Here is a 25,186-nt window from a genome sequence, read left to right on the forward strand (position 1 = left end):
CGACCAGGAACTCCGGTCGCCCCCACCTCGTCCCTCGCCCGTTCTCAGAACGCCAGCACCAGCGAGGCCAGCGCCGGCGCCCCGTAGACCAGCGGGAACGGCAGGTGCGCGAACCAGCGGGCCCGCAGCACGGTGACGGCGGCGCCGAGGAAGTACAGGACCAGACCGATCGCGGCGAGTACACCGACCACGGGGACGAACAGCCCGGCCAGCAGGCCGGCCGCGCCCGCGGCCTTGGCCGCGCCGAGCCACGGCCACCACGAGCGCGGCACTCCGTAGTCGGCCAGCGGCTTCACCGTCCACTCGGCGCCGAGGAAGATCGAGGCGGCCGAGAAGCCGGCCATGACGGCTCCTACAAGGGTGACGACGACGTAGGCGGTGGAGTGGTCGGTGAACATCTCAGCAGCTCCTCAGGGGGGTTTCCGGGCGTTCCTTCACCCCCCTGACACGGTGCGCCGCGAGAGTGTGACGCTGCCAGAGCCGCTTTCGATGTGAGGGCGGTCACTCGGCGCGGGCGGCCACCTGCCACTTGGACGGCAGCTCGATCCGGGTGCCGTCGGGCGCCAACTCGGTCGTGACGAGGGGCAGTTCGCCGGAGGCCAGGATCGTGAGACCCGCGGTGCGCAGATACACGGGCACCGCGGCATCGGCCACTTCGCCGGGAGCGATGCCGTGCCGGAAGACCGGCGCGAGCTTCGGCGGCGGCCCGGCCGGGCTCTGTGCCAGACCGCCGAGGACGGGGCGGGCGGCCTCCGACGGTTCGACGAGGAAGACCCGGCCGCGTTCCCCCAGCAGCGCGGCGATCCCGTCCACCAGCGGCTGCCGGTCGTCGGGCTCGCACTGGTGCAGGACGCCCCTCATGTAGACGTTGGTGTCCCCGAGTTCGGCGTGCAGTGTCTCGGCCGCGCCCTTCTCGGCCGCGTCCAGCAGCCGGTACGTCGCCTGTCCGGCGGGGTCGGCGCGGCGGGCGTGGTCGAGGGCCGCGGCGGACAGGTCGGCGCCGACGACGTGCGGGAAGCGGTCGGCGAAGTACCGGGTCTGGGTGCCGTTGCCGCAGCCGAGGTCCACCAACGCCAGTCCGGGGTCGACGAGATGGGGCTCGAAGAGAGCCAGGTGGAGGGCGGCGGTCAGCTTCGGATCCGCGTCCCAGAACACCCCGCCCGGTTCCTCCGGAGCCTCGCGCCAGAAGCCCTCCCACGCCTCCCGGTACCGACTCGTCACGCTCATGCACAACTCCCCAGGCTGCAAGGCCGATCCGTCGTGAGTGACGGGCGAGTACGGTCTATCGCTCCCCGGTCGGCGGGACAAGCGCGGTGCGCGTTCCTTCACGCCGCGTTCGAGATCCGGCCGCCGTCCCGCGCGCCCCGGCCGGTCGTGTTCAGCGCCCTGCGGGGCGGCGCGGCAGCGTCAGCTCGAACCACACGGACTTCCCCGCGGCCGTACGGCTCGCGCCCCACTCACGGGCCAGCGCGCTCACCACCCGCAGCCCCCGACCGGCTTCGTCACCGGGCCCGGCGCTCAGCAGGGTCGGCAGTTCGTGGTCGTCGTCCTCGATCTCGCACAGGAGCGTGTCGCCGCGGACGAGACACAGGGCCACGGGGCTCCGGCGGGAGTGCCGTACGGCGTTCGTGACGAGCTCGCTCACCATGAGCTCGGCGGCGTCGACGAGCGTCGTCAGGCCCCAGTCGTGGAGCTGTTCGCGCACCACCGCGCGGGCCCGGCCGGCCTCCGCCGGGTCGAGGGGGAAACGCCATTCGGCGACGTCGTCCGGCTCGATGCCGTTGAGACGTGCCATGAGCAGGGCCACGTCGTCCTTACGGCCGCCACGGGTGTTGAGGGCGCGGATGATGGTGTCGCAGGCGTCGTCCATGGAGGCGGCCGGGTGGGCGGCGGATTCGCAGAGGGTCGCGAGCCCTACGCCGATGTCCTCGCCGCGCACCTCCACCAGCCCGTCGGTGCACATCACCAGCCGGTCGCCCGGCTCCACGCGTACGCGTACCGCCTCGAAGGGCACCCCGCCGACGCCGATGGGCGCGCCGGTGGGCAGGTCGAGGAGTTCGCTGCGGCCGTCGACGGCACGCACCAGCACGGGCGGGATGTGGCCCGCGTTGGCGAGGTGCAGCTCGCCCTCGATCGGGTCGTAGACGGCGTACAGACAGGTCGCGAGGTAGGTGTCGCCCAGCCGCTGCGCCAAGTCGTCGAGGTTGCGCAGGAGTTGGGCGGGCGGCAGGTCGAGGGCGGCCATGGTCTGCACGGCCGTCCGCAACTGCCCCATCATGGCCGCGGAGTTGAGCCCGTGTCCCATGACGTCGCCGACGACGAGGGCGGTGCGCGCGCCGGGCAGCTTCACCGAGTCGAACCAGTCGCCGCCGACCCGCCCGAGCAGCGTGCCCGGCAGATAGCGGGTGGCGATGTCGCAGCCCGCCATGCGCGGCGGGATGTGCGGCAGCATGCTGTCCTGGAGGGTCTCGGCGACGCTCTCCTGGTAGGTGTACATGCGCGCGTTGTCGAGCACGAGGCCCGCGCGGGCGGCGAGTTCGGCGCCGGTGACACGGTCCATGTCGTTGAAGAGGGCGCGCTCGGGGTGGCGCAGCAGGATCATGAAGCCGAGGACGACGTTACGGGCCTTCAGCGGGACGACCAGCATGGAACGGCCGGTGATCAGGGGCCGGATGTCGCGCTTCTCGAACTGCGAGGCGATGGCGTGGCCCATCTGCTCGCTGATGCGCGGCACGAGGACGGGCTGTCCGGTCGTCATGCACTGGAAGAACGGGGTGTGCGCGGGGAACGGCATGGCCTCGCCGACGGGTACGACGTCGTCCCAGCGGCCGGGTTCGTCGGTGTGCTCGAGGGCGACCCGGTGCCACATGGTGGTCGTGTCCGGCACGCCGTCGGGGAACCCCTCGCCGGCGACGACCTGTTCGCGCAGATAGGTGCCGGCGACGTCGGTGAAGCGCGGGACGACGGCTCTGCTGACCTCGTGGATGGTGCGGGAGAGGTCGAGGGAGGTGCCGATCTTCCCGCTGACCTCGTTGAGGAACTCCAGCCGCTCACGGACGGCGACGTACTCGAGGTCCTCGGCCTCGTCGACGAACTCCTGCGCTACGGGCGTCCCTTCGGCGACGGCGCGGGCGGCCCGCTCGCGGCGCTCTCTGCGCTCGACGCGCCGGGCCACGCCCCAGTCGGGGGTCACGGGCACCCGGTCGTTCTGGCTGAACTCCAGTACGGGATAGCCGAGTTCGAGGATCTGCGCGACGATGCGGGCGCTCTCGCCGACGCTCATGCTGGGCAGGATCTCGGGCAGCCGCCGGGCGAGTTCCGCGGCGCCGGGGAAGTCGGTGTGCAGTGCGAAGGCGGGCGCGATGCGTTCGACGGCCAGGGGATCGGCCGGTTCGTCCTGGTGCAGTCCCGCCGCGTCCGCGGCCAGCACCAGCAGCCGTTCCGTGCCGGGCCCGACCAACGGGTACGCCCACCACAGCACGTCGACCCGGCCACGGTCGCGGTCCTGCCCGGGCACGGTCAGCCGGGCCCGTCCGGCGGCCGGGTAGCCGAGGCCCCGGTCCAGGGAGGAGTCGAGGCCGGGCCCGAGGCCGTCGTAGGCCGCATAGTCCCCGTAGCCGTAGTACCCACCGTCCGGAAGATCGTCGTCCGGTTCGGGGAGCGCGCCGGAGACGGGCAGCAGGTCGATCGCGGGCTGGCCGATCGCCTCCTCCTTGACGACGCCGAAGAGCCGGCGTGCGCCGGTGCTCCAGTGGGAGACGAGCCCCTCACGGTCCACCACGACCACGGCCAGTGGGACGCGCCCGGCGTCGGCGGCCCCTCCCCCACCCTCCGGGCGGGAAGACTCCCCTCCCGCTTCGCTCCCGGCTCCGCGGCTGGGAGGTGCGCCCCTCTCGGTGCCACGGTCCATGGCCCAGGCCCTCTCTCCCCAGAGCTGTGCAAGATCTGTCCCGCCGTCACCACCGTACGGCGCACGTCGCTCGGCATGTGCGGCAATCCTGGAATTGGTTTCAGCGGGGCGCGCCGGGGTACGCCGCACGTCCCGGCGTCCGCTCCCGGCGGCATCGGCCCTCGTGGCCGAGACGGCGGTCGCGTTCCGCGCCTCCGCCGTCCGGCGCTCGGAGGACGGTGGCGACCGGTGGGTAACCGGCGGCGACGGCGGTGTACTCGCCGGAGGACCGGTCGACGAAGCGGAAGGTGCCGTCGCGCCTGCCGCACAATTCCCGCGTAAAGCGACAACTACGAGCAAGCGCGACGAGCTACGGCGCCATCCCGGTCACAAGTGAGATCCAGGCGAACCGGCGAAGGGAGCCAACGCGCGCGGGCCGCACGGGCGTTGACCTACTTCTCCACCTCGGTGGCGAGGTTGGCGAGGATCAGGTCGTAGATCCGGTTGAGGCCCTTGGGCGCGAACGCCTTCTCGAAGAAGCCGCCGACACCGCCGGCGCCGTTCCAGGTGGTGGTGACGACGACGCGGGACCTGCCCTCGCCCGCCGGGGTGACCCGCCAGACGGTGACCATCGAGGAGTTGCGGTCCTTCTCGACGAGCTCGCCGTCGGTCGGCTCGGCGACCTCCAGGAGACAGTCACGGACGCGCTTGCTGGTGGCCTGGAGCTTCCAGTGGACGAGGGTGCCCTCGCCGTCGCCGCCCTCGCGCACCTCGTACTCGCTGAAGTGCTCCGGCAGCAGCTTCCCGCGCGCGCCGCTGTAGTCGGCGATGGTGTCGAACACCTTCTCCGGGTCCGCGGCGACGACCCGCTCGGTGGTGGCCTCGACCTGCGCCATGGGGTTCCTCCAGGTCTGTGTTGTTCAGGGTTGTTCGGGGTTCCTCAGGTTCGGGGCAAGCCAACCACTCCGGTCCTCGGCCGCCCAAATCGGGGTCCCGGAAGCGGTCACGGGGCGATCGAAAAGGGCTGCCGAGAGGCCTCCCGCACGATCATGGGAACACATGTTCTATTGTGGGGGCAGTGCTACCGAGGAGGCGTCATGCGCTGGGACAACCTCACCGTGGAGACCCGCCACGACCGGCCGGCCGATGCCGCGCTGTTCGGTGCGGACGCGGTCACGACCAGGACGTTCGACACGCCCGAGTTCGCCGGCATCACCTTCCACGAGATCCGGGCCCGCTCGATCCTCAACCGGGTGCCGGGGGCCTCGCGGATGCCCTTCGAGTGGACGGTGAACCCCTACCGGGGTTGCACGCACGCGTGCGTCTACTGCTTCGCCCGCAAGACGCACAGCTATCTCGACCTCGACACCGGGACCGGCTTCGACACCCAGATCGTCGTCAAGGTGAACGCGCCGGACCTGCTGCGGCGCCAGCTGGCCTCGCCCCGCTGGCACGGGGAGCACGTCGCGATGGGCACGAACGTCGACTGCTACCAGCGCGCCGAGGGCCGCTACCGGCTGATGCCGGGCATCCTGTCCGCCCTGCGCGACCGGGCGAACCCCTTCTCGATCCTGACCAAGGGCACCCTGATCCTGCGCGACCTCGACCTGCTGCGGCAGTCCGCCGAGGTGACCGACGTCGGCGTCTCGGTCTCCGTCGGCTTCGTCGACACCGAGCTGTGGCGCACCGTGGAGCCGGGCACGCCGGCCCCCCAGCGGCGCCTGGACGTCGTCAGGACGCTCACCGACCACGGGATCGGCTGCGGGGTGCTGATGGCGCCGGTGATCCCGTTCCTCGGCGACGAGCCGGACCAGCTGCGCGCCACCGTGCGGGCGATCGCGGCCGCCGGGGCCACCTCCGTCACCCCGCTCGCGCTGCATCTGCGCCCCGGCGCCCGCGAGTGGTTCATGGCCTGGCTCGGGCAGCACCACCCCTACCTGGTGCGCCGGTACGAGCGGCTGTACGCGGACGGCGCCTACGCCCCGAAGTGGTACCAGCGGCGGATCACCCGTCAGGTCCACGAGCTGGCCGAGGAGTACGGGATCGGCCCCACGCGCGCGAGGACGCCCCGCCGGATCCCGCGGCCCGAGCCGGAGGAGGAGCCGACCGGGTCCGGGCCGACCCAGCTCTCGCTGATCTGAGCGCGTTCGAGCGCATCCGGCGACCCGAACGGGTCAATCAACGCCGGAACAGGTTCTGACGGACGCTCTTTTCGGGACGATGCGGCAAGGGCCGTGACCTGCGGTCCGACCACCTCCGGCCCCTTCGTCGCCCCGGGAGCACTCCATGAACCCACGCGCAGCCGTGCTGTGCGCTGCCGCCGTCGTCGTGGCCGGGACGGTCACCGCCGCGCCCGCCGCCGCGCGCCCTTCACACTCCCCGGAGCCCGCCCACGCGGCGGCGCTCGCCTGGAAGAGCTGCGGCGCCACCGGGCAGCCGACGCTCCAGTGCGCGTCCCTGAAGGTGCCGCTCGACCATGCGCAGCCGGGCGGTGAGCAGATCACGCTGGCGCTGTCCCGCGTCCCGCACACCACGAAGAGGTACCAGGGTCCGCTGCTGGTCAACCCCGGTGGCCCCGGCGGCCGGGGGCTGAGCCTCGCCGGCTTCGTCGCCTCGGCGCTGCCGAAGGCGGTGTCGGCCCAGTACGACGTCATCGGCTTCGACCCGCGCGGGGTGGGCAGGAGCACGCCCGCGCTGGACTGCGCGCCCGGCCACTTCGCCTCCGTGCGCCCGGACTCCGTGCCGAGCACCGAGGCGATCGAGAAGGCGAACGTCGCCCGCGCGCGGTCCTTCGCCACGGCCTGCGCCAGGAAGTACGCGCGCGTGCTGCCGTACATCGACACGGTCAGCGCCGTCCGGGACATGGACGCGATCCGTGCCGCGGTCGGCGCGCGGCGGCTGAACTACTTCGGCTACTCGTACGGCACCTACCTCGGCGCGGTGTACGCCAAGCTCTACCCGCAGCGGGTACGGCGCCTGGTCCTGGACTCGATCGTCGACCCCACGGGCGTCTGGTACGAGGACAACCTCACCCAGGACCTGGCCTTCAACGACCGGCACCGCGCCCTGATGGCCTGGATCGCCAGGTACGACGAGACGTACGGGCTCGGCACCGACCCGGAGCAGGTCGAGACCAGGTGGTACGCGATGCGGGCGGCCCTCGGCAAGAAGCCGGCCGGTGGCCGGGTGGGCGCCGCGGAGCTGGAGGACACCTTCCTGCCCGGCGGCTACTACAACGGCTACTGGCCCCACCTCGCCGAGGCGTTCGCGGCGTACGTGAACCGCAAGGACGCCGGCCCGCTGGTGAAGGCGTACGAGAACTTCGCCGCCGTCGACAGCGCGGGCGACAACGGCTACAGCATCTACACCTCGGTGCAGTGCCGGGACGCCTCCTGGCCGCGCGACTGGGACGAGTGGCGCACGGACAACTGGTCGGTGTACGCGAAGGCGCCCTTCATGACCTGGAACAACGCCTGGTACAACGCGCCGTGCGCGTTCTGGCCGACCGGGTCCGTGGGGCCGGTCAGCCTCATCAACAGCAAGCTGCCGCCGGCCCTGCTGTTCCAGGCGACGGACGACGCGGCCACCCCGTACGAGGGCGGTGCGACGGTCCACGCGCTGCTGCGCGACTCGAGCCTCGTCGTCGAGGAGGGCGGCCAGAACCACGGCATCACGCTGAGCGGGAACACCTGCCTGGACAAGCACCTGGCGGCGTACCTGACCGACGGCACGGTGCCGCGCGGGAGGGGCGGGGTCGACGCGGTGTGCACAGCGCAGCCCGACCCGAAGCCGCCGGCCTCGAAGGGCGCCGCACGCACCGCCCGCGGCTCGACGCTGCACGGGCTGCTGGGGTTCCGCGGCTGAGCGGTGACCGCCGGCCCGTCGGGGGCGTTGTCGGACCCGTGGTCCACCATGGACGCATGAGCGAACCGACCAGGATCACCGCCCCCGACGGAGTCGCCGCCGCGGCCCAGTACTCCCATGTCGTCATGGGTACCGGCCGTTTCGTGGCCGTCGCCGGTCAGCTGCCGCTCGACGAACACCGAAGGCTGGTCGGCGAGGGCGATCCTCAGGCCCAGGCCCGCCAGGTCTTCGAGAACCTGCGCCGCTGCCTCGCCGCGGCCGGCGCGACCTTCGACGACGTCGTCAAACTCACCTATTTCGTCACGGACATGGCCCATATGCCCGCGATCCGCGCGGCCCGTACCGCCCACATACCCGACGACCGCCTCCCCGCCGCCTCGGCCGTACAGGTCGCCGCCCTGGTACATCCGGACTTCCTGATGGAGATCGAGGCGTTCGCGGTGGTGGGCGACTGACCCCGCTCCCCCCACGGGTGGAGTGCCTCCCGCAGATCCTGGAGCACACTCTTCGTCTCCATCTCGAACTGATGGGCGGCCAGCGCACGGCTCATGAACGCGCACGGCTCATGAACGCACACGGACCGCGGACGCCGAAGCGGGTGCCGCCTCGGCGTCCGCGGTCCGACGGCGGCTCAGCGCTGCCTGGGAATCCGCGCCAGCGCTTGCACCGCGGCCTCCGCGAGCACCGGGTGGGCGAGGGCGTCGTTCAGCACCGGCCGGGCTCGGCCGTCGCCCAGCGTGCCCAGTCCCTCCACACAGGCGAGGGCCACCCGGCGGTAGGGGTCGTGCGGGCTCAGCCGCCGGCGCAGGGTCGTGATCAGCGCGGGCACGGACTCGGGTGCGCGCAGGTCCACCAGCAGCCGGACGGGGTGCAGGGCGTAGGCGACGCGCAGTTCGTTGGTGGCCAGGGCCGCCGCGGCACGGGCGGTGCGGGGATCGTCCAGCCGGGTCAGCGCATGGGCGGCGGAGGCGCAGCGCGGCGGGTCGCGGTGGTTGAGCAGCAGGACGAGCGCCTCGAAGGCGCGCCGGTCGCCGGCGCATCCCAGCCGGAACGCGGCCAGCTCGCGGGCCCAGAGCGGCTGCCCCGACTCGGTGAGCACGCCGGCCAGTTCGTCGGGGTCCGCGGTGCGCGTGAGCCGCTCGTACGCCGCCGTCGCGCCGGACTCGCGCCGTATGCGCTCCGTGAGTGATCGCAACTCTTCGTCCATGTGCCGAGCGTAGGGGGCTGGGCCGGGCACGCAGGCGCAAACCGGGCACCCGGTCCGCCTCGTCGGAGTGAGGCTGTTCGAGCGGAACAGGTCACATTCCCAGGGGCTGGCGCGCTCGTTACCCACCGGTTAGGCTCATACGAGCGAGTTACCCACTCGCTTCACCTCATCGCGGTGGCCTGGTGACGCAGTCGCCGCGAGAAGTCGGTTCGGTACCCCAGGTACCGCTGTACGACCCGGCCACGGGACAGGGCCGGTCGGATCCGCCGTTCACTCCGGGCGTGTGCACGCCCTCGGCGACGGCACCGGGCGTGTGCGCTCGTCAGCCCGGCAACACCCGCAAATCCTTCACCGCACCCGGTGCGCCCAGGCCTCGCAGAGGCCACCCGGCGCACCCGGGCGCGTTCCCAGTCGTCACCTCATTCCTGGAGTCCCGCGATGGCCGCTCCCCTGTCCGACACCCCTCTGTCCCCGCTCCAGACGATCGCCGTCATCGGCCTCGGCACCATGGGCACCGGCATCACCGAGGTCCTGGCGCAGGCCGGGCGCCAGGTGATCGGCGTCGACATCAGCGAGGCCCAGGCCGCGCGGTCCCTCGCCGCGGTGGAGGCCTCCACCGCCCGTTCCGTGCAGCGCGGCCGGCTCACCGAGCAGGAGCGCACGGCGGTCCTGGCCCGCGTCCGCGTCTCCACCGACCTGCGCACGGCGGCCGACGCCGACCTCGTCATCGAGGTGGCGCCGGAGTCGTACGAGATCAAGCAGCAGATCTTCCGCGAGCTGGACGGGCTGGTGCGGCCCGAGACCATCCTCGCCACCGGCACCAACGCGCTCTCCGTGACCCGGCTCGCCGCCGACTCGGCGCGTCCGGAGCGGGTGTTGGGCCTGCACTTCTTCAACCCGGCGCCGGCCATGAAGCTGGTCGAGGTCGTCTCCTCGGTGCTGACCGCGCCCACCGCGGTCACCGCCGTCACCAACCTCGCCCTCGACCTCGGCAAGGAGCCCGTCGCGGTCGGCGACCGCCCCGGCTTCGTCGCCGACGGCCTGCTGTTCGGCTACCTCAACCAGGCCGCCGCGATGTACGAGGCCCGGTACGCCTCCCGCGAGGACATCGACGCCGCGATGCGGCTGGGCTGCGGACTGCCGATGGGCCCGCTCGCCCTGCTCGACCTGATCGGCGTGGACACGGCCCGTACGGTCCTGGAGGCCATGTACGCCGAGTCCCACGACCGGCTGCACGCCCCCGCGCCGATCCTCAAGCAGCTCAGCGAGGCGGGCCTGACCGGCCGTAAGTCGGGCCGCGGCTTCTACACCTACGACGCCCCGGGCAGCGCGACGGTCGTCCCGGACGCGCTGACGCCCCTGTCCGGCGCCGGCGGCGCCCCCGGCCGTCCGGTCGGTTCGGTCGGTGTCGCCGGCTCCGGCACCATGGCCTCCGGCATCGCCGAGGTCTTCGCCAAGGCCGGCTACGACGTCGTCCTCGCCGCCCGCAGCGAGGAGAAGGCGCAGACCGCCAAGGCGAGGATCGGCAAGTCGCTCGCGCGCTCCGTCGACAAGGGCCGGATGACCGCCGAGGCCGCCGCCCGGATCCTGGACCGGATCACCCCGGCCGGCTCCTACGACGCCTTCGCCGACGTCGACCTGGCGCTCGAGGCGGTCGCCGAGGACCTCGAGATCAAGCAGCAGCTGTTCGCGACCCTGGACAAGGTGTGCAAGCCCGGCGCGGTCCTCGCCACGACGACCTCCTCGCTGCCGGTCGTCGCCTGCGCCCGCGCCACCTCGCGCCCGCAGGACGTGATCGGGATGCACTTCTTCAACCCGGCGCCCGCGATGAAGCTGGTCGAGGTCGTGCGCACGGTGCTGACGGCCGACGACGTCCACGCGACGGTCCGCGAGGTGTGCGGGCGGATCAAGAAGCACGCGGTGGACTGCGGAGACCGCGCCGGCTTCATCGTGAACGCGCTGCTCTTCCCGTACCTCAACAACGCGATCAAGATGGTGCAGGAGCACTACGCGTCCCTGGACGACATCGACGCGGCGATGAAGCTGGGCGGCGGCTACCCGATGGGCCCCTTCGAGCTGCTGGACGTCGTCGGGCTCGACGTCTCCCTGGCGATCGAGAAGGTGCTGCACCGCGAGTTCCGGGACCCGGGTCTGGCTCCGGCCCCGCTTCTGGAGCACCTGGTGGCCGCGGGCTGCCTCGGCCGCAAGACCGGCCGCGGCTTCCGCGAATATGCCCGCCGCTGACAGCGTCGGCGACCGGTTCCGCGCAGAAGAGGACTGGGGCGGGCTGCTCGACCCCGCCCTCGGGCCCCCGCCCGCCGAGGGCGGGGGAAACCCCGGACAGGCGCACCGAGCTGCGCACATGCAGTACGTTCGGGTCATGCCCCAGCCCGCCAGGTCCTCACGTACACCAGCCACGCCCGACGCGCCGGAGAGTGCGGCTGGCAGCCGCGCGGCAGCCCAGCGACTCAAGATGCGCCGAGAACTGGCGGCCGCGGCGATGGAGCTGTTCGCGACCAAGGGGTACGAGGCGACCACCGTCGACGAGATCGCGGCCGCGGCGGGCGTCGCCCGCCGCACCTTCTTCCGGCACTTCCGCTCCAAGGAAGAGGCGATCTTCCCCGACCACGACGACACCTTGATCCGGGCGGAGGCCGTGCTCAACGCGGCCCCGGCGCACGAGCATCCGCTGGACACGGTGTGCCGCGGCATCAAGGAGGTCATGAAGATGTACGCGGCCCGGCCGGAGATCTCGGTCGCCCGCTACAAGCTGACGCGCGAGGTGCCCACCCTGCGCGAGGCGGAGATCGCGTCGGTGGCCCGCTACGAGCGACTCTTCACCCGTTACCTGCTCGGCCACTTCGACGAGCACGCCCACGACGACGACGCCAACGACGATCCGCTGCTCGCCGAGGTCGCCGCGTCCGCCGTGGTCACCGCCCACAACCACGTGCTGCGGCGCTGGCTCAGGGCCGGCGGCCAGGGCGACGTCGAGTCCCAGCTCGACCATGCCTTCGCGATCGTGCGGAAGACGTTCGGGACGGGCATCGGAGCCGGCCGCAGCAGCGCCGGCGCCCCTCAGCCCGCCCCGGCGGCGGTCTCCGCGCAGGGCGAGGTCCTGGTGACGGTCGCCCGCACCGACGCCTCGCTGGACGAGGTCATGCGCACCATCGAGCAGGCTCTCAAGGAGCGCTGAACAGCCCTCGGAACCCCTTTCACGCTGTGACGACGGCCACCCCACCGGGTGGCCGTTTTGGCATGTCAGAGGCCCTTTTCACGCAGATTTCAGAGGCCGTTCGATCGATCATCGCTCATGTGTTACGTAAAGATTTCAGCTGAGACCAAGTTCTGGCACTCAGTGCCTTGCGGGGTGACACGCGGTGTCATACGTTGAAGGTGTCCGGGCGGCCGGCGTGCAGAGACCTTTCGTACGTCGGCTGTCCCCGCAAGCTCATGGTTTGCGCGCCCGGACGCCTGCGTCACAGGCAACCTCCCGCGCCACAAAGCGCTGCCGAACAGCACATCCGCCGAACCGACGGCACTTTCCACCACACCCTCAGCAGCACCGACGTAACCCTCAGCGCCCCGCCCTCAGGGCGCTCACCGCCGGAGGCAACACCGTGACCATGAAGAAGATCCTGGACGCGATCCAATCGCCGGACTCGACACCGGGCGACTTCGCCGCTCTGCCGCTCCCCGAGTCGTACCGCGCGATCACCGTGCACAAGGACGAGACGGAGCTGTTCGCCGGGCTCGAGACCCGCGACAAGGACCCCCGCAAGTCCCTCCACCTGGACGAGGTGGCCGTGCCCGAGCTCGGCCCGGGCGAGGCCCTGGTGGCCGTCATGGCCTCCTCGGTCAACTACAACTCCGTGTGGACCTCGATCTTCGAGCCGGTGTCGACGTTCTCCTTCCTGGAGCGCTACGGCAGGCTCAGCGAGCTCACCAAGCGGCACGACCTGCCGTACCACGTCATCGGCTCCGACCTGGCGGGCGTCGTCCTGCGCACCGGCCCGGGCGTCAACGCCTGGAAGCCCGGCGACGAGGTCGTCGCGCACTGTCTGTCCGTCGAGCTGGAGTCGTCCGACGGCCACAACGACACGATGCTCGACCCCGAGCAGCGCATCTGGGGCTTCGAGACCAACTTCGGCGGCCTCGCGGAGATCGCCCTGGTCAAGTCCAACCAGCTGATGCCTAAGCCGGACCACCTGTCGTGGGAGGAGGCGGCGGCCCCCGGCCTCGTCAACTCCACCGCCTACCGGCAGCTGGTCTCCCGCAACGGCGCCGGCATGAAGCAGGGCGACAACGTCCTGATCTGGGGCGCCAGCGGCGGACTCGGCAGCTACGCCACGCAGTTCGCGCTGGCGGGCGGCGCCAACCCCATCTGTGTGGTGTCCTCGCCCCAGAAGGCGGAGATCTGCCGGGCCATGGGCGCCGAGGCGGTCATCGACCGCAACGCCGAGGGCTACAGGTTCTGGAAGGACGAGCGGACCCAGGACCCGAAGGAGTGGAAGCGCTTCGGCAAGCGCATCCGCGAGTTCACCGGCGGCGAGGACATCGACATCGTCTTCGAGCACCCGGGCCGCGAGACCTTCGGCGCCTCGGTCTACGTCACCCGCAAGGGCGGCACCATCACCACCTGCGCCTCGACCTCCGGCTACATGCACGAGTACGACAACCGCTACCTGTGGATGTCCCTGAAGCGGATCATCGGCTCGCACTTCGCCAACTACCGCGAGGCCTGGGAGGCCAACCGGCTGGTCGCGAAGGGCAAGATCCACCCGACGCTGTCGAAGGTCTACTCCCTGGAGGAGACCGGCCAGGCCGCCTACGACGTGCACCGCAACCTCCACCAGGGCAAGGTCGGCGTCCTCGCGCTGGCCCCCGAGGAGGGTCTGGGTGTGCGCGACGAGGAGAAGCGCGCCCAGCACATCGACGCCATCAACCGCTTCCGCAACATCTGAGACACCCGAGGTCATAGATGACTGAGCGTCAGAAGGACCGGCCGTGGCTCATGCGCACGTACGCCGGTCACTCCACGGCCGAGGCGTCCAACGAGCTGTACCGGCGCAACCTCGCCAAGGGCCAGACAGGTCTGTCGGTCGCGTTCGACCTGCCCACCCAGACCGGCTACGACTCCGACCACGTCCTCGCCCGCGGCGAGGTCGGCCGGGTCGGCGTGCCGGTGGCCCATCTCGGCGACATGCGCAGGCTGTTCCAGGACATCCCCCTGGACCAGATGAACACCTCGATGACGATCAACGCCACCGCCATGTGGCTGCTGGCGCTCTATCAGGTCGTCGCCGAGGAGCAGGGCGTGGACATCACCCTGCTCCAGGGCACGACCCAGAACGACATCGTCAAGGAGTACCTGTCCCGGGGCACGCACGTGTTCCCGCCGGGGCCGAGCCTGCGTCTCACGACGGACATGATCGCGTACACGGTCTCCCACCTCCCGAAGTGGAACCCGATCAACATCTGCAGCTACCACCTGCAGGAGGCGGGGGCCACGCCGGTCCAGGAGATCGCGTACGCGATGTCCACGGCGATCGCCGTGCTGGACGCCGTCCGCGACTCCGGACAGGTGCCGGCCGAGAAGTTCGGCGACGTCGTCGCCCGTATCTCCTTCTTCGTCAACGCGGGCGTCCGCTTCGTCGAGGAGATGTGCAAGATGCGCGCCTTCGGCCGCATCTGGGACCGGATCACCCGGGAGCGCTACGGCATCGAGGACGCCAAGCAGCGCCGCTTCCGCTACGGCGTCCAGGTCAACTCCCTGGGCCTGACGGAGGCGCAGCCGGAGAACAACGTCCAGCGGATCGTCCTCGAGATGCTCGCCGTGACGCTGTCGAAGGACGCACGCGCGCGCGCCGTGCAGCTCCCCGCCTGGAACGAGGCCCTGGGCCTGCCCCGCCCCTGGGACCAGCAGTGGTCGCTGCGTATCCAGCAGGTCCTCGCCCTGGAGAGCGACCTGCTGGAGTACGAGGACATCTTCGAGGGCTCGCACGTCATCGAGGCCAAGGTCGTCGAGCTCGTCGAGGAGTCCCTCACCGAGATCGAGCGGATCCAGGAGATGGGCGGCGCGATGGCCGCCGTCGAGTCCGGCTACCTCAAGTCGCAGCTCGTCTCCTCGCACGCCGAGCGCAGGGCCCGGATCGAGTCCGGGCAGGAGAAGATCATCGGCGTCAACATCTTCGAGACGACCGAGCCCAACCCGCTCACCGCGGATCTCGACACGGCCATCCAGACCGTCGATCCGGCCGTCGAGGCCCGTGTCATCGCCTCCCTCCAGCACTGGCGCGACACGCGCTACCAGCCGCCCTTCAACCACCCGCGCCCGTGCAAGGCGCTGGAGAAGCTGAAGGAGGCGGCGAAGGGCACCGCCAACCTCATGGAGGCCACCCTGGAGTGCGCCCGCGCCGGGGTCACGACCGGCGAGTGGGCCGGGGCGCTGCGCGAGGTGTTCGGCGAGTTCCGCGCCCCGACGGGTGTGTCGTCGGCGCCGGTGGCGGTTCCGGCGGAGGAGGGCTCGGCCATGGCCGACGTCCGCCGCAAGGTCGACCGGACGGCCAAGGACATGGGCGTCGGCAAGCTCCGCTTCCTGGTCGGCAAGCCGGGCCTGGACGGGCACTCCAACGGCGCCGAGCAGATAGCGGTGCGGGCCCGGGACGCCGGCTTCGAGGTGGTCTACCAGGGCATCCGGCTGACGCCCGAACAGATCGTGGACGCCTCGCTGGAGGAGGACGTGCACGCCGTGGGCCTGTCCATCCTCTCCGGCTCGCACGCCCAGCTGGTGCCCGACGTCCTCGAACGGCTGCGTGTGGCCGGTGCCACAGACATCCCGGTGATCGCCGGTGGCATCATCCCGAATGGAGACGCCGAACAGCTCAGGGCTGCCGGCGTGGCCGCGGTCTTCACCCCGAAGGACTTCGACATCACCGGAATCATCGGCCGCATCGTCGACGAGATCCGGAAAGCGAACAAGCTCGACCCCCTGGAGGTCCCCGCATGACCGTCAACCGTCTGCGTCCCCGCCGCTCGTGTCTCGCGGTCCCGGGCAGCAACCCCCGCTTCCTGGAGAAGGCGCAGGGCCTCCCGGCGGACCAGGTGTTCCTCGACCTGGAGGACGCGTGCGCGCCGCTCGCCAAGCCCGAGGCGCGCCACACCATCGTCAAGTTCCTCAACGAGGGCGACTGGACGGGCAAGACGAGGGTGGTCCGGGTCAACGACTGGACGACCGAGTGGACGTACCGCGACGTCGTCACGGTGGTCGAGGGCGCCGGCCCGAATCTCGACTGCATCATGCTGCCGAAGGTGCAGAACGCCCAGCAGGTCGTCGCGCTGGACCTGCTCCTGACGCAGATCGAGAAGACCATGGGCTTCGAGGTCGGCCGCATCGGCATCGAGGCGCAGATCGAGAACGCGCAGGGCCTCAACAACGTCAACGAGATCGCGCAGGCCTCCCCGCGCATCGAGACGATCATCTTCGGCCCGGCCGACTTCATGGCGTCGATCAACATGAAGTCGCTGGTCGTGGGCGAGCAGCCGCCCGGCTACCCGGCGGACGCCTACCACTACATCCTGATGAAGATCCTGATGGCCGCCCGCGCCAACGACCTCCAGGCGATCGACGGCCCCTACCTGCAGATCCGCAACGTCGACGGCTACCGCGAGGTCGCCGGACGCGCGGCCGCCCTCGGCTTCGACGGCAAGTGGGTGCTGCACCCGGGCCAGGTCGAGGCGTCCAACGAGATCTTCTCGCCGTCGCAGGAGGACTACGACCACGCCGAGCTGATCCTGGACGCGTACGACTACTACACGTCCGAGGCCGGCGGCAAGAAGGGCTCGGCGATGCTCGGCGACGAGATGATCGACGAGGCCAGCCGCAAGATGGCGCTGGTCATCTCCGGCAAGGGACGCGCCGCCGGCATGCAGCGCACCGGCAAGTTCGAGATCCCGGAGGCCTGACCATGCAGTTCGGACGCACCTACGAGGAGTTCGAGGTCGGGGCGACGTACAAGCACTGGCCGGGCAAGACGGTCACGGAGTACGACGACCACCTGTTCTGTCTCCTCACCATGAACCACCACCCGCTCCACATGGACACCAACTACGCGGAGAAGACGACCGACTTCGGCAGGAACGTCGTCGTGGGCAACTACATCTACTCCCTGCTGCTCGGCATGTCCGTGCCGGACGTCTCCGGCAAGGCGATCGCCAACCTGGAGATCGAGTCGCTCAAGCACGTGGCGCCGACCTTCCACGGCGACACGATCTACGGGCAGACGACCGTGCTCGACAAGTGGCCGTCGAAGTCGAAGAACGACCGCGGGATCGTCTACGTCGAGACCAAGGGCTACAAGCAGGACGGCACTGTGGTCTGCGTGTTCCGCCGCAAGGTGATGGTGCCGACCGAGACGTACATCAAGGAGCGCGGCGGCGAGCAGCCCGGCCGGCCCCAGCTCAAGGAGCAGGAGAAGTAGCCATGGCGCGACTCGCCCAGACCGCCGGTCTGACCGACATCCAGCAGGAGATCCTCTCCACCGTCCGCGACTTCGTGGACAAGGAGATCATCCCGGTGGCGACCGAGCTGGAGCACCGTGACGAGTACCCGCAAGCGATCGTCGACGGCCTCAAGGAGCTGGGCCTGTTCGGCCTGATGATCCCCGAGGAGTACGGCGGCCTGGGCGAGTCGCTCCTGACGTACGCCCTGTGCGTCGAGGAGATCGCCCGCGGCTGGATGTCGGTCTCCGGCATCATCAACACGCACTTCATCGTGGCGTACATGCTCAAGCAGCACGGCACGCAGGAGCAGAAGGACCACTACCTGCCGAGGATGGCGGCCGGTGACATCCGCGGCGCCTTCTCCATGTCGGAGCCGGCTCTCGGCTCGGACGTGTCGGCGATCACGTCGAAGGCGGTGAAGGACGGCGACGAGTACGTCCTCAACGGCCAGAAGATGTGGCTGACGAACGGCGGCACGTCGTCGCTGGTGGCCGTTCTGGTGCGAAGTGACGAAGGACACCCTGAGGGCACCGCCCCCCACAAGTCGATGACGACCTTCCTGATCGAGAAGGAGCCCGGCTTCGGCGAGGTCCGTCCCGGCCTGACCATCCCGGGCAAGATCGACAAAATGGGCTACAAGGGGGTCGACACCACCGAGCTGATCATGGATGGCCTGCGCCTTCCCGCCGATCGCGTGCTCGGCGGGGTCACCGGCCGAGGTTTTTACCAAATGATGGACGGGGTCGAGGTGGGTCGCGTCAATGTCGCGGCGCGTGGCTGCGGCGTCGCCCAGCGTGCCTTCGAGCTGGGCGTCTCGTACGCCCAGCAGCGGCACACCTTCGGCAAGCCGATCGCCCAGCACCAGGCGATCCAGTTCAAGCTCGCCGAGATGGCTACCAAGGTCGAGGCCGCCCATGCCATGATGGTGAACGCCGCACGCAAAAAGGACTCCGGGGAACGAAACGACCTTGAGGCAGGGATGGCGAAGTACCTCGCCTCCGAGTACTGCAAGGAGGTCGTGGAGGATGCCTTCCGGATCCACGGAGGATACGGCTTCTCCAAGGAGTACGAGATCGAGCGCCTCTACCGCGAGGCCCCGATGCTGCTGATCGGCGAAGGCACCGCAGAAATCCAGAAAATGATCATCGGGCGCAGGTTGCTCGAGGAGTATCGGTTCCAGGGCTGATTGTCCGGGTTGGGGGTGTTTTCTTCGAGAAGAAGATCACACCCCGTAAACTTCGCCCTGCCGTCGACTCGGCTTCCTTGCTTACCCAGTTGTGGCCCCGAACCGCTACGATCGCGGAAAGCCGCCGTCCCCCCGTCGAAGCGCGGCATCATCCGCTACGAAGGTCATCCATGCCCCACAGCCAAACCTCTGCACACCGCGACAGCCTGGTAGGCACACGCCTCGCGCGCGGAGCATCGCCGTGGCTCCTGCCGACCGTCGCCACCGCAGCCGTCAGCCTGCTGCGCGCCCGCCGCTCGGGCGCCGCCAAGGCCGTCGCCGTGCCCGCCACCGCTCTCGCGGCGGGCATGCTGTGGTTCTTCCGCGACCCCGAGCGCGAGATCGCCTCGGGCCGGGTCATCTCCCCCGCCGACGGTGTGGTGCAGAGCATCATGCCGTGGAAGGACGGGCGCACCCGGGTCGCGATCTTCATGAGCCCGCTCAACGTCCACGTCAACCGCGCGCCGCTGGCCGGCACCGTGACGTCGGTCGAGCACATCCCGGGCGGGTTCGTGCCGGCGTTCAACAAGGAGAGCGAGGACAACGAGCGCGTCGTCTGGCACTTCGACACCGAGCTCGGTGACATCGAGATGATCCAGATCGCCGGAGCCGTCGCCCGCCGCATCGTCCCCTACCTCCCCGAGGGCACGAAGGTCGAGCAGGGCGAGCGGATCGGCCTGATCCGCTTCGGTTCGCGTGTCGACATCTACCTCCCCGAGGGCGTGGACGTCGCGGTCGAGGTGGGGCAGAAGACCGTGGCAGGGGTGACTCGCATTGACCGTGATTGACCCGGAGACCCAGGCAGGCTGGGTGCCCGAGGCCGACGAGGTGGACGACGAGGAGGAGATGCCCCTCTCTCTCCGCCTGTCGATAGCGGACACCCTCACCCTCGGCAACGCAACGTGCGGATTCATGGCGGTGTACTTCACCACCACCGGCATCCTGATCCCGCACCTCACCGGCAGCCAGGAATCCGGCATGGCCCGCCACAGCGCGGCCACGGCGGTCATCCTGATGCTGTGCGCGGCGGTCTTCGACCTGTTCGACGGCCTGGTCGCACGCAAGCTCCGTTCCTCCCCGATGGGCGCGGAACTGGACAACCTCTCGGACCTGATCAGCTTCGGTCTGGCCCCGGCGTACTTCGTCCTGGTGTACGGCATGGTCGCCGACGACGCCCACCAGCGGGTGGCGGCGGTCGGCGCGATCGTGGTGCTGCTCGCGGTGGTGCTGAGGCTCGCGAGATTCTCGTGCGTCACCGTCAAGGACGGCACCTTCCAGGGCATGCCGTCGCCGTTCGGCGCGCTGACGGTCGTCTCGATCGTGCTCCTCGAGCTGCCGTTCGTCGCCACGCTCATGGCGATCATCGGCACCGCCTGGCTGATGGTGAGCCGGGTCGAGTACCCGAAGCCGCGGGGCCGCCTCGCCGGCGCGATGCTCTGCTGGATCGTGCTGTCGATGGGCCTGCTGGCGGCCTGGGCGTTCGACGCCCCGAGCGGTCAGCTCCTGCTCCAGACCGGCTGTGCGCTGCAGCTGGTCATGGGCGCGGTCATCCCGCTGTTCGCCACGGCCCGCCGGGTGAACAACTTCCGCGGCAACCGCCGCGAGGCACGGGCGGCACAGCTGCCGTAGCGGTGACAGCGGTCGTACGACGGTGAAGGGGCCCGAACCAAAAGGTTCGGGCCCCTTCACGTTTCCCGCGCGCGCGCCGTGCCGGCCGTCAGGTCACATCAATCAGGTCAGGTCAGGTCAGGTCAGGAAGTCCCGACCGATCTGCTCGGCGACCCGTTCCAGGATCGGCCCCGCGTCCGAGATGCAGGTCGCCAGGTCCGGCTCGACATCCGTCAGCGGATACGCGCGGCGGATCCCGGCCCGGCCCAGTGCCGCCGGCGGCAGGGCGAGGCGGCCGCAGACGGCGACGACCTCCTTGCCGGCCGCCCGGGCGGCCGCGGCGACGCCCGCCGGGGCCTTGCCGTGCAGGGTCTGCTCGTCCAGCGAGCCCTCACCGGTGATCACCAGCTCGGCCCGCTCGAGCGCCGCCGCGAAGCCCAGCACATCGAGCATGACGTCGATGCCGGCGCGGAACCGGGCGCCGATGAGCAGCGCCCCGTAGCCGATACCGCCCGCGGCGCCCGCACCCGGCGCGGCGGCGTACTGCGCCGCCCTCGAACCGAGCTCCGCCTCCAGCACCTCCGCGTAGCGCGTGAGCGCCGCGTCCAGCGCCTCGACGTCGTCCGGCGAGGCGCCCTTCTGCGGGCCGTACACGGCCGGTGCGCCCTTGGGGCCGGTCAGCGGGTTGTCGACGTCGCTCGCCAGGACCAGTTCCACCGAGGCCAGCCGGGGATCCAGCTCCGAAAGGTCGGCGCGGGCCAGCTCCGCGAGGCCGCCGCCGCCCGGGGCCACCGGCTCGCCGTCCTCGTCGAGGAACCGCGCGCCGAGCGCGGACAGCATGCCCGCGCCGCCGTCCGTCGTGGCGCTGCCGCCGACCCCGAACACGATCGTCCGCACACCCGCGTCCAGCGCGGCCCGCAGCAGCTCGCCCGAGCCGTACGTCGACGCCGTGAGGGGTGCGAGGACACCGGCCGGGAGCCGCTGAAGGCCGCTCGCCTCCGCCATCTCCACGACCGCGGTGTCGCCGCGTACCGCGAACGCGGCGGTCACCTCCTGCCCGAGGGGCCCGGCGACCCGTACCTCCCGGCGTTCGAAGCCCGCCGCGACCGCCGCGGCGACGGTCCCGTCACCGCCGTCGGCGACGGGCAGGGCCTCCACCTCGATGTCCGCCACGACCCGGCGCAGCCCCGCCGTCACCCGCTCCGCGACCTCCACGGCCGTCAGCGAGCCCTTGAACTTGTCCGCGGCCACGAGCACCCGTCGGGTGCCCCGCGCTGGAGCGTCCGTCACCTTGCCACATCCCCTTGCTCTCCGGGCCCCACGCACGTCGGGGCCAGTCGCGCCGCTGTGACCTTAACCGGAAGGCGCACCCGCCGTCATGCGAGGCCCGGACCCTGGAACAACCCTGAGCGGCGCCTGTGGAGCCGTCGTAACCCTCGCGGGTGTCCCCGGAATCGGGTAGACCGGACCCATGACCCCTGTGGGCGGCGAGCCGGAGCTCGCCGACCGCGTCCTCGGGGGCTGGCTGGGCCGGATCGCGGGCAACATGCTCGGCAAACCGGTCGAGCAGGGCGACCTGTGGACGCGCGAGCGCATCGACCGCTATCTGCGGCGGGCCGCCGCCCTGCCGCTCACCGACTATCTGCCCGAGCCGGCCACCGAGGAGGACGGCCTGCGGCTGCGCCCGGAGTGGCGGGCGTGCGTGCGCGGCCGCATCCACGGCAGCTGCCGCGACGACGACGTCGACTACGCGATCCTCGGTCTCGACCTCCTGGAGACCCACGGCTTCGGCTTCAGTACCGAGCAGGTGGGCGACCTGTGGCTGCTGCGGCTGCCGTACCTGCAGACGTTCACCGCCGAGCGGGCCGCCTACCGCAACCTCACGGCCGGGCTGAAGCCGCCGCTGACGGCGACGTACGACAACCCGTACCAGGAGTGGATCGGCGCCCTGATCCGGGCCGACATCTACGGCTGGACCTGTCCGGGCCTCCCCCGCCGCGCCGCCTCCCTGGCCCGCCGGGACGCGGTGCTCTCGCACTCCGGCAACGGCGTGTACGGCGCGATGTTCGCCGCGGCACTGATCTCGGCGGCGTTCACCGCGCCGACGGTGCGCCACGCGCTGGACGAGGCGCTGGCCGTCGTCCCGGCGAGCAGCCGGCTCGCCCGGACCGTGCGCCGGGTCGCCTCCCTCCACGACACCCGCATGACCTGGGAGGACACGCTCGCCACGGTGACCGAGGAGACGGCGGGCCTGGGCTGGATCCACACCGTCCCGAACGCCGCCGTCCTCACCGCCGGACTGCTGTACGGCGACGGCGACTTCACCCGGACCGTCACGCTCACCGTGCGCGGCGGTCTGGACACCGATTCCAACGGCGCGACGGCGGGTTCGGTGGCCGGTGTCCTGACCGGCGCCTCGGCGATCCCGCCCCAGTGGACGGAGCCGCTGGAGGACACCGTGCGCAGCGCGGTGTTCGGCTTCGACGGCGCGCGCATCAGCGAGCTGGCGCGGCGGACGCTGCGGCTGGTCGGGGCGCAGGACCGCCCGGCGGAGATCTGAGCCGGTACGCGGCCGGCCGGCGTGCCGCCGTCGGCCACCCGTAGGCTTTCCGGATGAGCATCCCCGGCACGCCCGACTTCGCGGCGTACATCGCCTCCCTGCCCCGTGTCCTGGCCGGCGCGGCCGCGATCTTCCGTGACGCCGAGGGGCGGGTCCTGCTCGTCGAGCCCAACTACCGTGCGGGCTGGGCGCTGCCGGGCGGCACGATCGAGTCCGACGCCGGCGAGAGCCCCCGGCAGGCCGCGCGCCGCGAGACGCTCGAGGAGATCGGTCTCGACCGCGAGCTCGGCCGGCTGCTCGCGGTGGACTGGGTGCTCGGCCCGGACCGGCCGCCGCTGACGGCCTACGTGTACGACGGCGGGGTCCTCGACGAGGACGACTTCAAGGCGATCCGGCTCCAGGAGACGGAGCTGCTGTCCTGGCGGCTGGTCCCGCGCGCGGAGCTCACCGGCCATCTGCCGGGCTCGCTGGGGCACCGGGTCCTGGCCGCCCTGGACGCGCTCGCGGACGGCTCGACGACGGCGGAACTGGAGAACGGCCGCCCCGCCCGCTGACCCCCGCCCGCTGGCCCCCGCCTGCTGACCCCGGCCCGCTGACCCCCGGCGCGCTCAGCCCTCGACGCGCTCAGCCCTGGACGTCGCGCGGCTCGGCGTCGACCTCGCGCAGGGCCTCGTCCCGGACGGCGGTCCGGGCCTCGGTGCGATGGCCGCGCCCGATGTAGTCGCGCACGACCAGTTCGACGGCGTCCTGGGGGCTGCCCACGCCGGTGAGCACCATGACTTCGACGACGAGTTCGGCGTCGAGCGAGACAGCGACCTTGGCCATGCCGGGACGGTAACACCGGCCGGGGCGCCGCGATATACGCTCGCGGCCCCCGGGCGCCCCGGCCTACGCTCGAACACATGAGCAAGCCTCTCGTCGCCATCCTCAGCGGGGCCGGTGTCTCCACGGACTCCGGCATCCCCGACTATCGCGGTCCGAACGGTGTGTGGCGGAAGGACCCCGGGGCCGAGAAGCTCGTGACGTACGAGTACTACATGGGGGATCCGGAGATCCGGCGGCGGTCGTGGCAGATGCGGCGGAGGATGCGGGCCCTGGCGGCCGAGCCGAACGCGGCGCACCGGGCCGTGGTCGAGCTGGAGCGGTCCGGGGTGCCGGTTCGGGTGATCACGCAGAACGTGGACGGGCTGCACCAGCTCGCCGGGATGCCTGTGCGCAAGGTGCTCGAACTGCACGGCACCGTCAGGAGTGCGGTGTGTACGCGGTGCCACGCCAGGGGGCCGATGGACGACGCGCTGGCGCGGGTCGAGGCCGGTGACGAGGACCCGGCGTGCCTGACGTGCGGCGGGATCCTGAAGCCGGCCACGGTGATGTTCGGCGAGCGGCTCGACCCGGTGGTGCTGGGCGAGGCCGTCGCCGTCACCAAGGCCTGCCAGGTCTTCGTCGCCGTCGGCACGAGCCTCCAGGTCCAGCCCGCCGCCGGGCTGGCCGGCGTCGCCGCGGACCACGGGGCCCGGCTCGTCGTCGTCAACGCCGAGCCGACGCCGTACGACGAGATCGCCGACGAAGTCGTGCGGGAGCCGATCGGGACGGCGCTGCCGAAGCTGTTGCGGGAGCTGACGGAGACGGAGTTCTGACGGGACGTCCGCTGTCACCCCAGGCAGGCGGGGGCGACAGCGGACGTCATGAGGGTGCGGGCCGTGCCGCCGCCGTCGGCGGGGACGGTCCACAGGCCCGAGCCGTGGTCGCCGGGAAGGGCCTGGACGAGGGTGGAGCCGTCGGCCCAGGTCCGGGTGTCGGCGATGGACGGTCCTTACGCCTCGAGCTGGAAGAGGGTCGTGGCGCCGGGTGCGGCGCCGCCCTCGAAGTCCAGCAGGCGCCGCTTGCGCTCCAGACCGCCGCCGTAGCCGGTGAGGCCGCCGCCGGCGCCGATCACGCGGTGGCAGGGCACGATGATGCCGATGGGGTTCTTGCCGTTGGCGAGGCCCACCGCGCGGGAGGCGGCCGGATTGCCGAGGGCTTCGGCGAGTTCACCGTAGGTGCGGGTCTCGCCGTACGGGATCTTCCGCAGTTCTGCCCAGACGGAGCGCTGGAACGGGGTCCCGTGCAGGCGGAGTTCGAGACCGAAGTCCTTCGACTCGCCCGCGAAATAGGCCTCCAGCTGTTCCTCCGCCTCGCGGAAGAGGGTGTCGTCACGGGGGCCGAAATCCTCCTCGGGTGGGCGGTGGCGCTGTTCGCTCATGTAGAGGCCGCACAGGACGCCGTCATCGGCGACGAGCGTGAGAGGGCCGTACGGGCTGTCGACGATCGTGTGCTGTTTCACTGAAGTTC

The 25,186-nt window shown here is 71.1% G+C and carries 23 protein-coding genes and 1 pseudogene; 15 read left to right on the forward strand and 9 right to left on the reverse strand.

From position 1 onward, the window contains the following. Positions 1-44: 44 nt before the first annotated feature. The 5 genes and pseudogenes from ACFWBD_RS24005 to ACFWBD_RS24025 all read right to left on the reverse strand — a co-directional run bounded on the left by ACFWBD_RS24005 (position 45) and on the right by ACFWBD_RS24025 (position 4,785). A complete protein-coding gene (locus tag ACFWBD_RS24005; protein WP_385670227.1) occupies positions 45-398 on the reverse strand; it encodes a DoxX family protein in 354 nt (117 codons plus the stop codon). Between the two features lie 103 nt (positions 399-501). Continuing rightward, positions 502-1,227, reverse strand: coding sequence for a class I SAM-dependent methyltransferase (locus ACFWBD_RS24010; RefSeq protein ID WP_385670230.1), 726 nt, complete (start codon positions 1,225-1,227; stop codon positions 502-504). Positions 1,228-1,378: 151 nt separating this feature from the next. After that, positions 1,379-3,910 carry a SpoIIE family protein phosphatase gene (locus tag ACFWBD_RS24015; protein WP_385670233.1) on the reverse strand — a complete coding sequence of 844 codons (2,532 nt, stop codon included), beginning with the start codon at positions 3,908-3,910 and terminating at the stop codon, positions 1,379-1,381. 100 nt (positions 3,911-4,010) lie between these two features. Beyond that, positions 4,011-4,205, reverse strand: a pseudogene (locus ACFWBD_RS24020) (hypothetical protein); the annotation flags it as partial. Positions 4,206-4,341: 136 nt separating this feature from the next. Then, complete coding sequence (locus tag ACFWBD_RS24025; RefSeq protein WP_385670236.1) at positions 4,342-4,785, reverse strand: SRPBCC family protein; 444 nt, start codon at positions 4,783-4,785, stop codon at positions 4,342-4,344. A gap of 201 nt (positions 4,786-4,986) precedes the next feature. Here ACFWBD_RS24025 and ACFWBD_RS24030 point away from each other — a divergent pair, with 201 nt between their 5' ends. The 3 genes from ACFWBD_RS24030 to ACFWBD_RS24040 all read left to right on the forward strand — a co-directional run bounded on the left by ACFWBD_RS24030 (position 4,987) and on the right by ACFWBD_RS24040 (position 8,208). Next, the gene (locus tag ACFWBD_RS24030) at positions 4,987-6,030 is read left to right on the forward strand and encodes an Rv2578c family radical SAM protein (protein WP_385670239.1); all 1,044 of its coding nucleotides are present in this window, start codon (positions 4,987-4,989) and stop codon (positions 6,028-6,030) included. Between the two features lie 145 nt (positions 6,031-6,175). Continuing rightward, complete coding sequence (locus ACFWBD_RS24035; RefSeq protein WP_385670241.1) at positions 6,176-7,753, forward strand: alpha/beta hydrolase; 1,578 nt, start codon at positions 6,176-6,178, stop codon at positions 7,751-7,753. Between the two features lie 56 nt (positions 7,754-7,809). Beyond that, positions 7,810-8,208 (forward strand): RidA family protein, encoded by a 399-nt coding sequence (locus tag ACFWBD_RS24040; protein ID WP_351766048.1) that lies wholly within the window; start codon positions 7,810-7,812, stop codon positions 8,206-8,208. 176 nt (positions 8,209-8,384) lie between these two features. Here ACFWBD_RS24040 and ACFWBD_RS24045 read toward each other — a convergent pair whose 3' ends face one another. Further along, on the reverse strand, positions 8,385-8,960 hold the full coding sequence (locus ACFWBD_RS24045) for an adenylosuccinate lyase (protein WP_385670246.1): 576 nt from the start codon (positions 8,958-8,960) through the stop codon (positions 8,385-8,387). A 438-nt stretch (positions 8,961-9,398) separates the two neighbouring features. Here ACFWBD_RS24045 and ACFWBD_RS24050 point away from each other — a divergent pair, with 438 nt between their 5' ends. The 9 genes from ACFWBD_RS24050 (at position 9,399) to pssA (ending at position 20,316) form a co-directional block, all read left to right on the forward strand. Continuing rightward, entirely contained in the window at positions 9,399-11,204 is a 1,806-nt protein-coding gene (locus ACFWBD_RS24050; protein ID WP_385670249.1) for a 3-hydroxyacyl-CoA dehydrogenase family protein, read from the forward strand. Positions 11,205-11,340: 136 nt separating this feature from the next. Further along, positions 11,341-12,156: a TetR family transcriptional regulator gene (locus ACFWBD_RS24055; protein ID WP_385670252.1), complete on the forward strand. Its 816-nt coding sequence runs from the start codon at positions 11,341-11,343 to the stop codon at positions 12,154-12,156. Between the two features lie 430 nt (positions 12,157-12,586). After that, positions 12,587-13,924 (forward strand): crotonyl-CoA carboxylase/reductase, encoded by a 1,338-nt coding sequence (ccrA, locus tag ACFWBD_RS24060; RefSeq protein WP_385670312.1) that lies wholly within the window; start codon positions 12,587-12,589, stop codon positions 13,922-13,924. 17 nt (positions 13,925-13,941) lie between these two features. Continuing rightward, positions 13,942-15,969: a protein meaA gene (locus ACFWBD_RS24065; protein ID WP_385670255.1), complete on the forward strand. Its 2,028-nt coding sequence runs from the start codon at positions 13,942-13,944 to the stop codon at positions 15,967-15,969. Further along, positions 15,966-16,925 (forward strand): HpcH/HpaI aldolase/citrate lyase family protein, encoded by a 960-nt coding sequence (locus ACFWBD_RS24070; RefSeq protein ID WP_385670258.1) that lies wholly within the window; start codon positions 15,966-15,968, stop codon positions 16,923-16,925. Before ACFWBD_RS24065 ends, ACFWBD_RS24070 begins: the two co-directional genes overlap by 4 nt. Before the next feature lie 2 nt (positions 16,926-16,927). Beyond that, positions 16,928-17,440 (forward strand): MaoC family dehydratase, encoded by a 513-nt coding sequence (locus tag ACFWBD_RS24075; RefSeq protein WP_385670261.1) that lies wholly within the window; start codon positions 16,928-16,930, stop codon positions 17,438-17,440. A 2-nt stretch (positions 17,441-17,442) separates the two neighbouring features. Further along, positions 17,443-18,648: an acyl-CoA dehydrogenase family protein gene (locus ACFWBD_RS24080; RefSeq protein ID WP_355705801.1), complete on the forward strand. Its 1,206-nt coding sequence runs from the start codon at positions 17,443-17,445 to the stop codon at positions 18,646-18,648. Between the two features lie 170 nt (positions 18,649-18,818). Then, positions 18,819-19,475, forward strand: a complete 657-nt coding sequence (locus tag ACFWBD_RS24085) for a phosphatidylserine decarboxylase (RefSeq protein ID WP_385670264.1) — start codon at positions 18,819-18,821, stop codon at positions 19,473-19,475. 22 nt (positions 19,476-19,497) lie between these two features. Next, positions 19,498-20,316 (forward strand): CDP-diacylglycerol--serine O-phosphatidyltransferase, encoded by an 819-nt coding sequence (gene pssA / locus ACFWBD_RS24090; protein WP_385670315.1) that lies wholly within the window; start codon positions 19,498-19,500, stop codon positions 20,314-20,316. Between the two features lie 117 nt (positions 20,317-20,433). On the opposite strand, the gene ACFWBD_RS24095 is transcribed toward pssA, so the two are convergent. Continuing rightward, positions 20,434-21,552 (reverse strand): glycerate kinase, encoded by a 1,119-nt coding sequence (locus ACFWBD_RS24095; protein ID WP_385670318.1) that lies wholly within the window; start codon positions 21,550-21,552, stop codon positions 20,434-20,436. 214 nt (positions 21,553-21,766) lie between these two features. Here ACFWBD_RS24095 and ACFWBD_RS24100 point away from each other — a divergent pair, with 214 nt between their 5' ends. Both ACFWBD_RS24100 and ACFWBD_RS24105 read left to right on the forward strand, forming a co-directional pair. Then, positions 21,767-22,855 (forward strand): ADP-ribosylglycohydrolase family protein, encoded by a 1,089-nt coding sequence (locus tag ACFWBD_RS24100; RefSeq protein WP_385670267.1) that lies wholly within the window; start codon positions 21,767-21,769, stop codon positions 22,853-22,855. A 53-nt stretch (positions 22,856-22,908) separates the two neighbouring features. Beyond that, on the forward strand, positions 22,909-23,409 hold the full coding sequence (locus ACFWBD_RS24105; protein ID WP_385670270.1) for an NUDIX domain-containing protein: 501 nt from the start codon (positions 22,909-22,911) through the stop codon (positions 23,407-23,409). Between the two features lie 70 nt (positions 23,410-23,479). Here ACFWBD_RS24105 and ACFWBD_RS24110 read toward each other — a convergent pair whose 3' ends face one another. Beyond that, positions 23,480-23,680: a DUF2191 domain-containing protein gene (locus tag ACFWBD_RS24110; RefSeq protein ID WP_385670273.1), complete on the reverse strand. Its 201-nt coding sequence runs from the start codon at positions 23,678-23,680 to the stop codon at positions 23,480-23,482. A gap of 77 nt (positions 23,681-23,757) precedes the next feature. Here ACFWBD_RS24110 and ACFWBD_RS24115 point away from each other — a divergent pair, with 77 nt between their 5' ends. After that, a complete protein-coding gene (locus ACFWBD_RS24115; protein WP_385670276.1) occupies positions 23,758-24,492 on the forward strand; it encodes an NAD-dependent deacetylase in 735 nt (244 codons plus the stop codon). Between the two features lie 176 nt (positions 24,493-24,668). Here the strand turns inward: ACFWBD_RS24115 and ACFWBD_RS24120 are convergent, their stop codons facing one another. Then, positions 24,669-25,178, reverse strand: coding sequence for a methylated-DNA--[protein]-cysteine S-methyltransferase (locus ACFWBD_RS24120; RefSeq protein ID WP_385670279.1), 510 nt, complete (start codon positions 25,176-25,178; stop codon positions 24,669-24,671). Between the last annotated feature and the right edge of the window lie 8 nt (positions 25,179-25,186).

Source organism: Streptomyces sp. NPDC060002 (assembly GCF_042737245.1).
Classification (GTDB): Bacteria; Actinomycetota; Actinomycetes; order Streptomycetales; family Streptomycetaceae; genus Streptomyces.

What these genes read in the sequence shown, in the direction of transcription:
- ACFWBD_RS24005 (WP_385670227.1), bottom strand. Translation starts at nt 398, where the DNA reads ATGTTCACCGACCACTCCACCGCCTACGTCGTCGTCACCCTTGTAGGA.
- ACFWBD_RS24010 (WP_385670230.1), bottom strand. Translation starts at nt 1,227, where the DNA reads ATGAGCGTGACGAGTCGGTACCGGGAGGCGTGGGAGGGCTTCTGGCGC.
- ACFWBD_RS24015 (WP_385670233.1), bottom strand. Translation starts at nt 3,910, where the DNA reads ATGGACCGTGGCACCGAGAGGGGCGCACCTCCCAGCCGCGGAGCCGGG.
- ACFWBD_RS24025 (WP_385670236.1), bottom strand. Translation starts at nt 4,785, where the DNA reads ATGGCGCAGGTCGAGGCCACCACCGAGCGGGTCGTCGCCGCGGACCCG.
- ACFWBD_RS24030 (WP_385670239.1), top strand. Translation starts at nt 4,987, where the DNA reads ATGCGCTGGGACAACCTCACCGTGGAGACCCGCCACGACCGGCCGGCC.
- ACFWBD_RS24035 (WP_385670241.1), top strand. Translation starts at nt 6,176, where the DNA reads ATGAACCCACGCGCAGCCGTGCTGTGCGCTGCCGCCGTCGTCGTGGCC.
- ACFWBD_RS24040 (WP_351766048.1), top strand. Translation starts at nt 7,810, where the DNA reads ATGAGCGAACCGACCAGGATCACCGCCCCCGACGGAGTCGCCGCCGCG.
- ACFWBD_RS24045 (WP_385670246.1), bottom strand. Translation starts at nt 8,960, where the DNA reads ATGGACGAAGAGTTGCGATCACTCACGGAGCGCATACGGCGCGAGTCC.
- ACFWBD_RS24050 (WP_385670249.1), top strand. Translation starts at nt 9,399, where the DNA reads ATGGCCGCTCCCCTGTCCGACACCCCTCTGTCCCCGCTCCAGACGATC.
- ACFWBD_RS24055 (WP_385670252.1), top strand. Translation starts at nt 11,341, where the DNA reads ATGCCCCAGCCCGCCAGGTCCTCACGTACACCAGCCACGCCCGACGCG.
- ccrA (WP_385670312.1), top strand. Translation starts at nt 12,587, where the DNA reads ATGAAGAAGATCCTGGACGCGATCCAATCGCCGGACTCGACACCGGGC.
- ACFWBD_RS24065 (WP_385670255.1), top strand. Translation starts at nt 13,942, where the DNA reads ATGACTGAGCGTCAGAAGGACCGGCCGTGGCTCATGCGCACGTACGCC.
- ACFWBD_RS24070 (WP_385670258.1), top strand. Translation starts at nt 15,966, where the DNA reads ATGACCGTCAACCGTCTGCGTCCCCGCCGCTCGTGTCTCGCGGTCCCG.
- ACFWBD_RS24075 (WP_385670261.1), top strand. Translation starts at nt 16,928, where the DNA reads ATGCAGTTCGGACGCACCTACGAGGAGTTCGAGGTCGGGGCGACGTAC.
- ACFWBD_RS24080 (WP_355705801.1), top strand. Translation starts at nt 17,443, where the DNA reads ATGGCGCGACTCGCCCAGACCGCCGGTCTGACCGACATCCAGCAGGAG.
- ACFWBD_RS24085 (WP_385670264.1), top strand. Translation starts at nt 18,819, where the DNA reads ATGCCCCACAGCCAAACCTCTGCACACCGCGACAGCCTGGTAGGCACA.
- ACFWBD_RS24100 (WP_385670267.1), top strand. Translation starts at nt 21,767, where the DNA reads ATGACCCCTGTGGGCGGCGAGCCGGAGCTCGCCGACCGCGTCCTCGGG.
- ACFWBD_RS24105 (WP_385670270.1), top strand. Translation starts at nt 22,909, where the DNA reads ATGAGCATCCCCGGCACGCCCGACTTCGCGGCGTACATCGCCTCCCTG.
- ACFWBD_RS24110 (WP_385670273.1), bottom strand. Translation starts at nt 23,680, where the DNA reads ATGGCCAAGGTCGCTGTCTCGCTCGACGCCGAACTCGTCGTCGAAGTC.
- ACFWBD_RS24115 (WP_385670276.1), top strand. Translation starts at nt 23,758, where the DNA reads ATGAGCAAGCCTCTCGTCGCCATCCTCAGCGGGGCCGGTGTCTCCACG.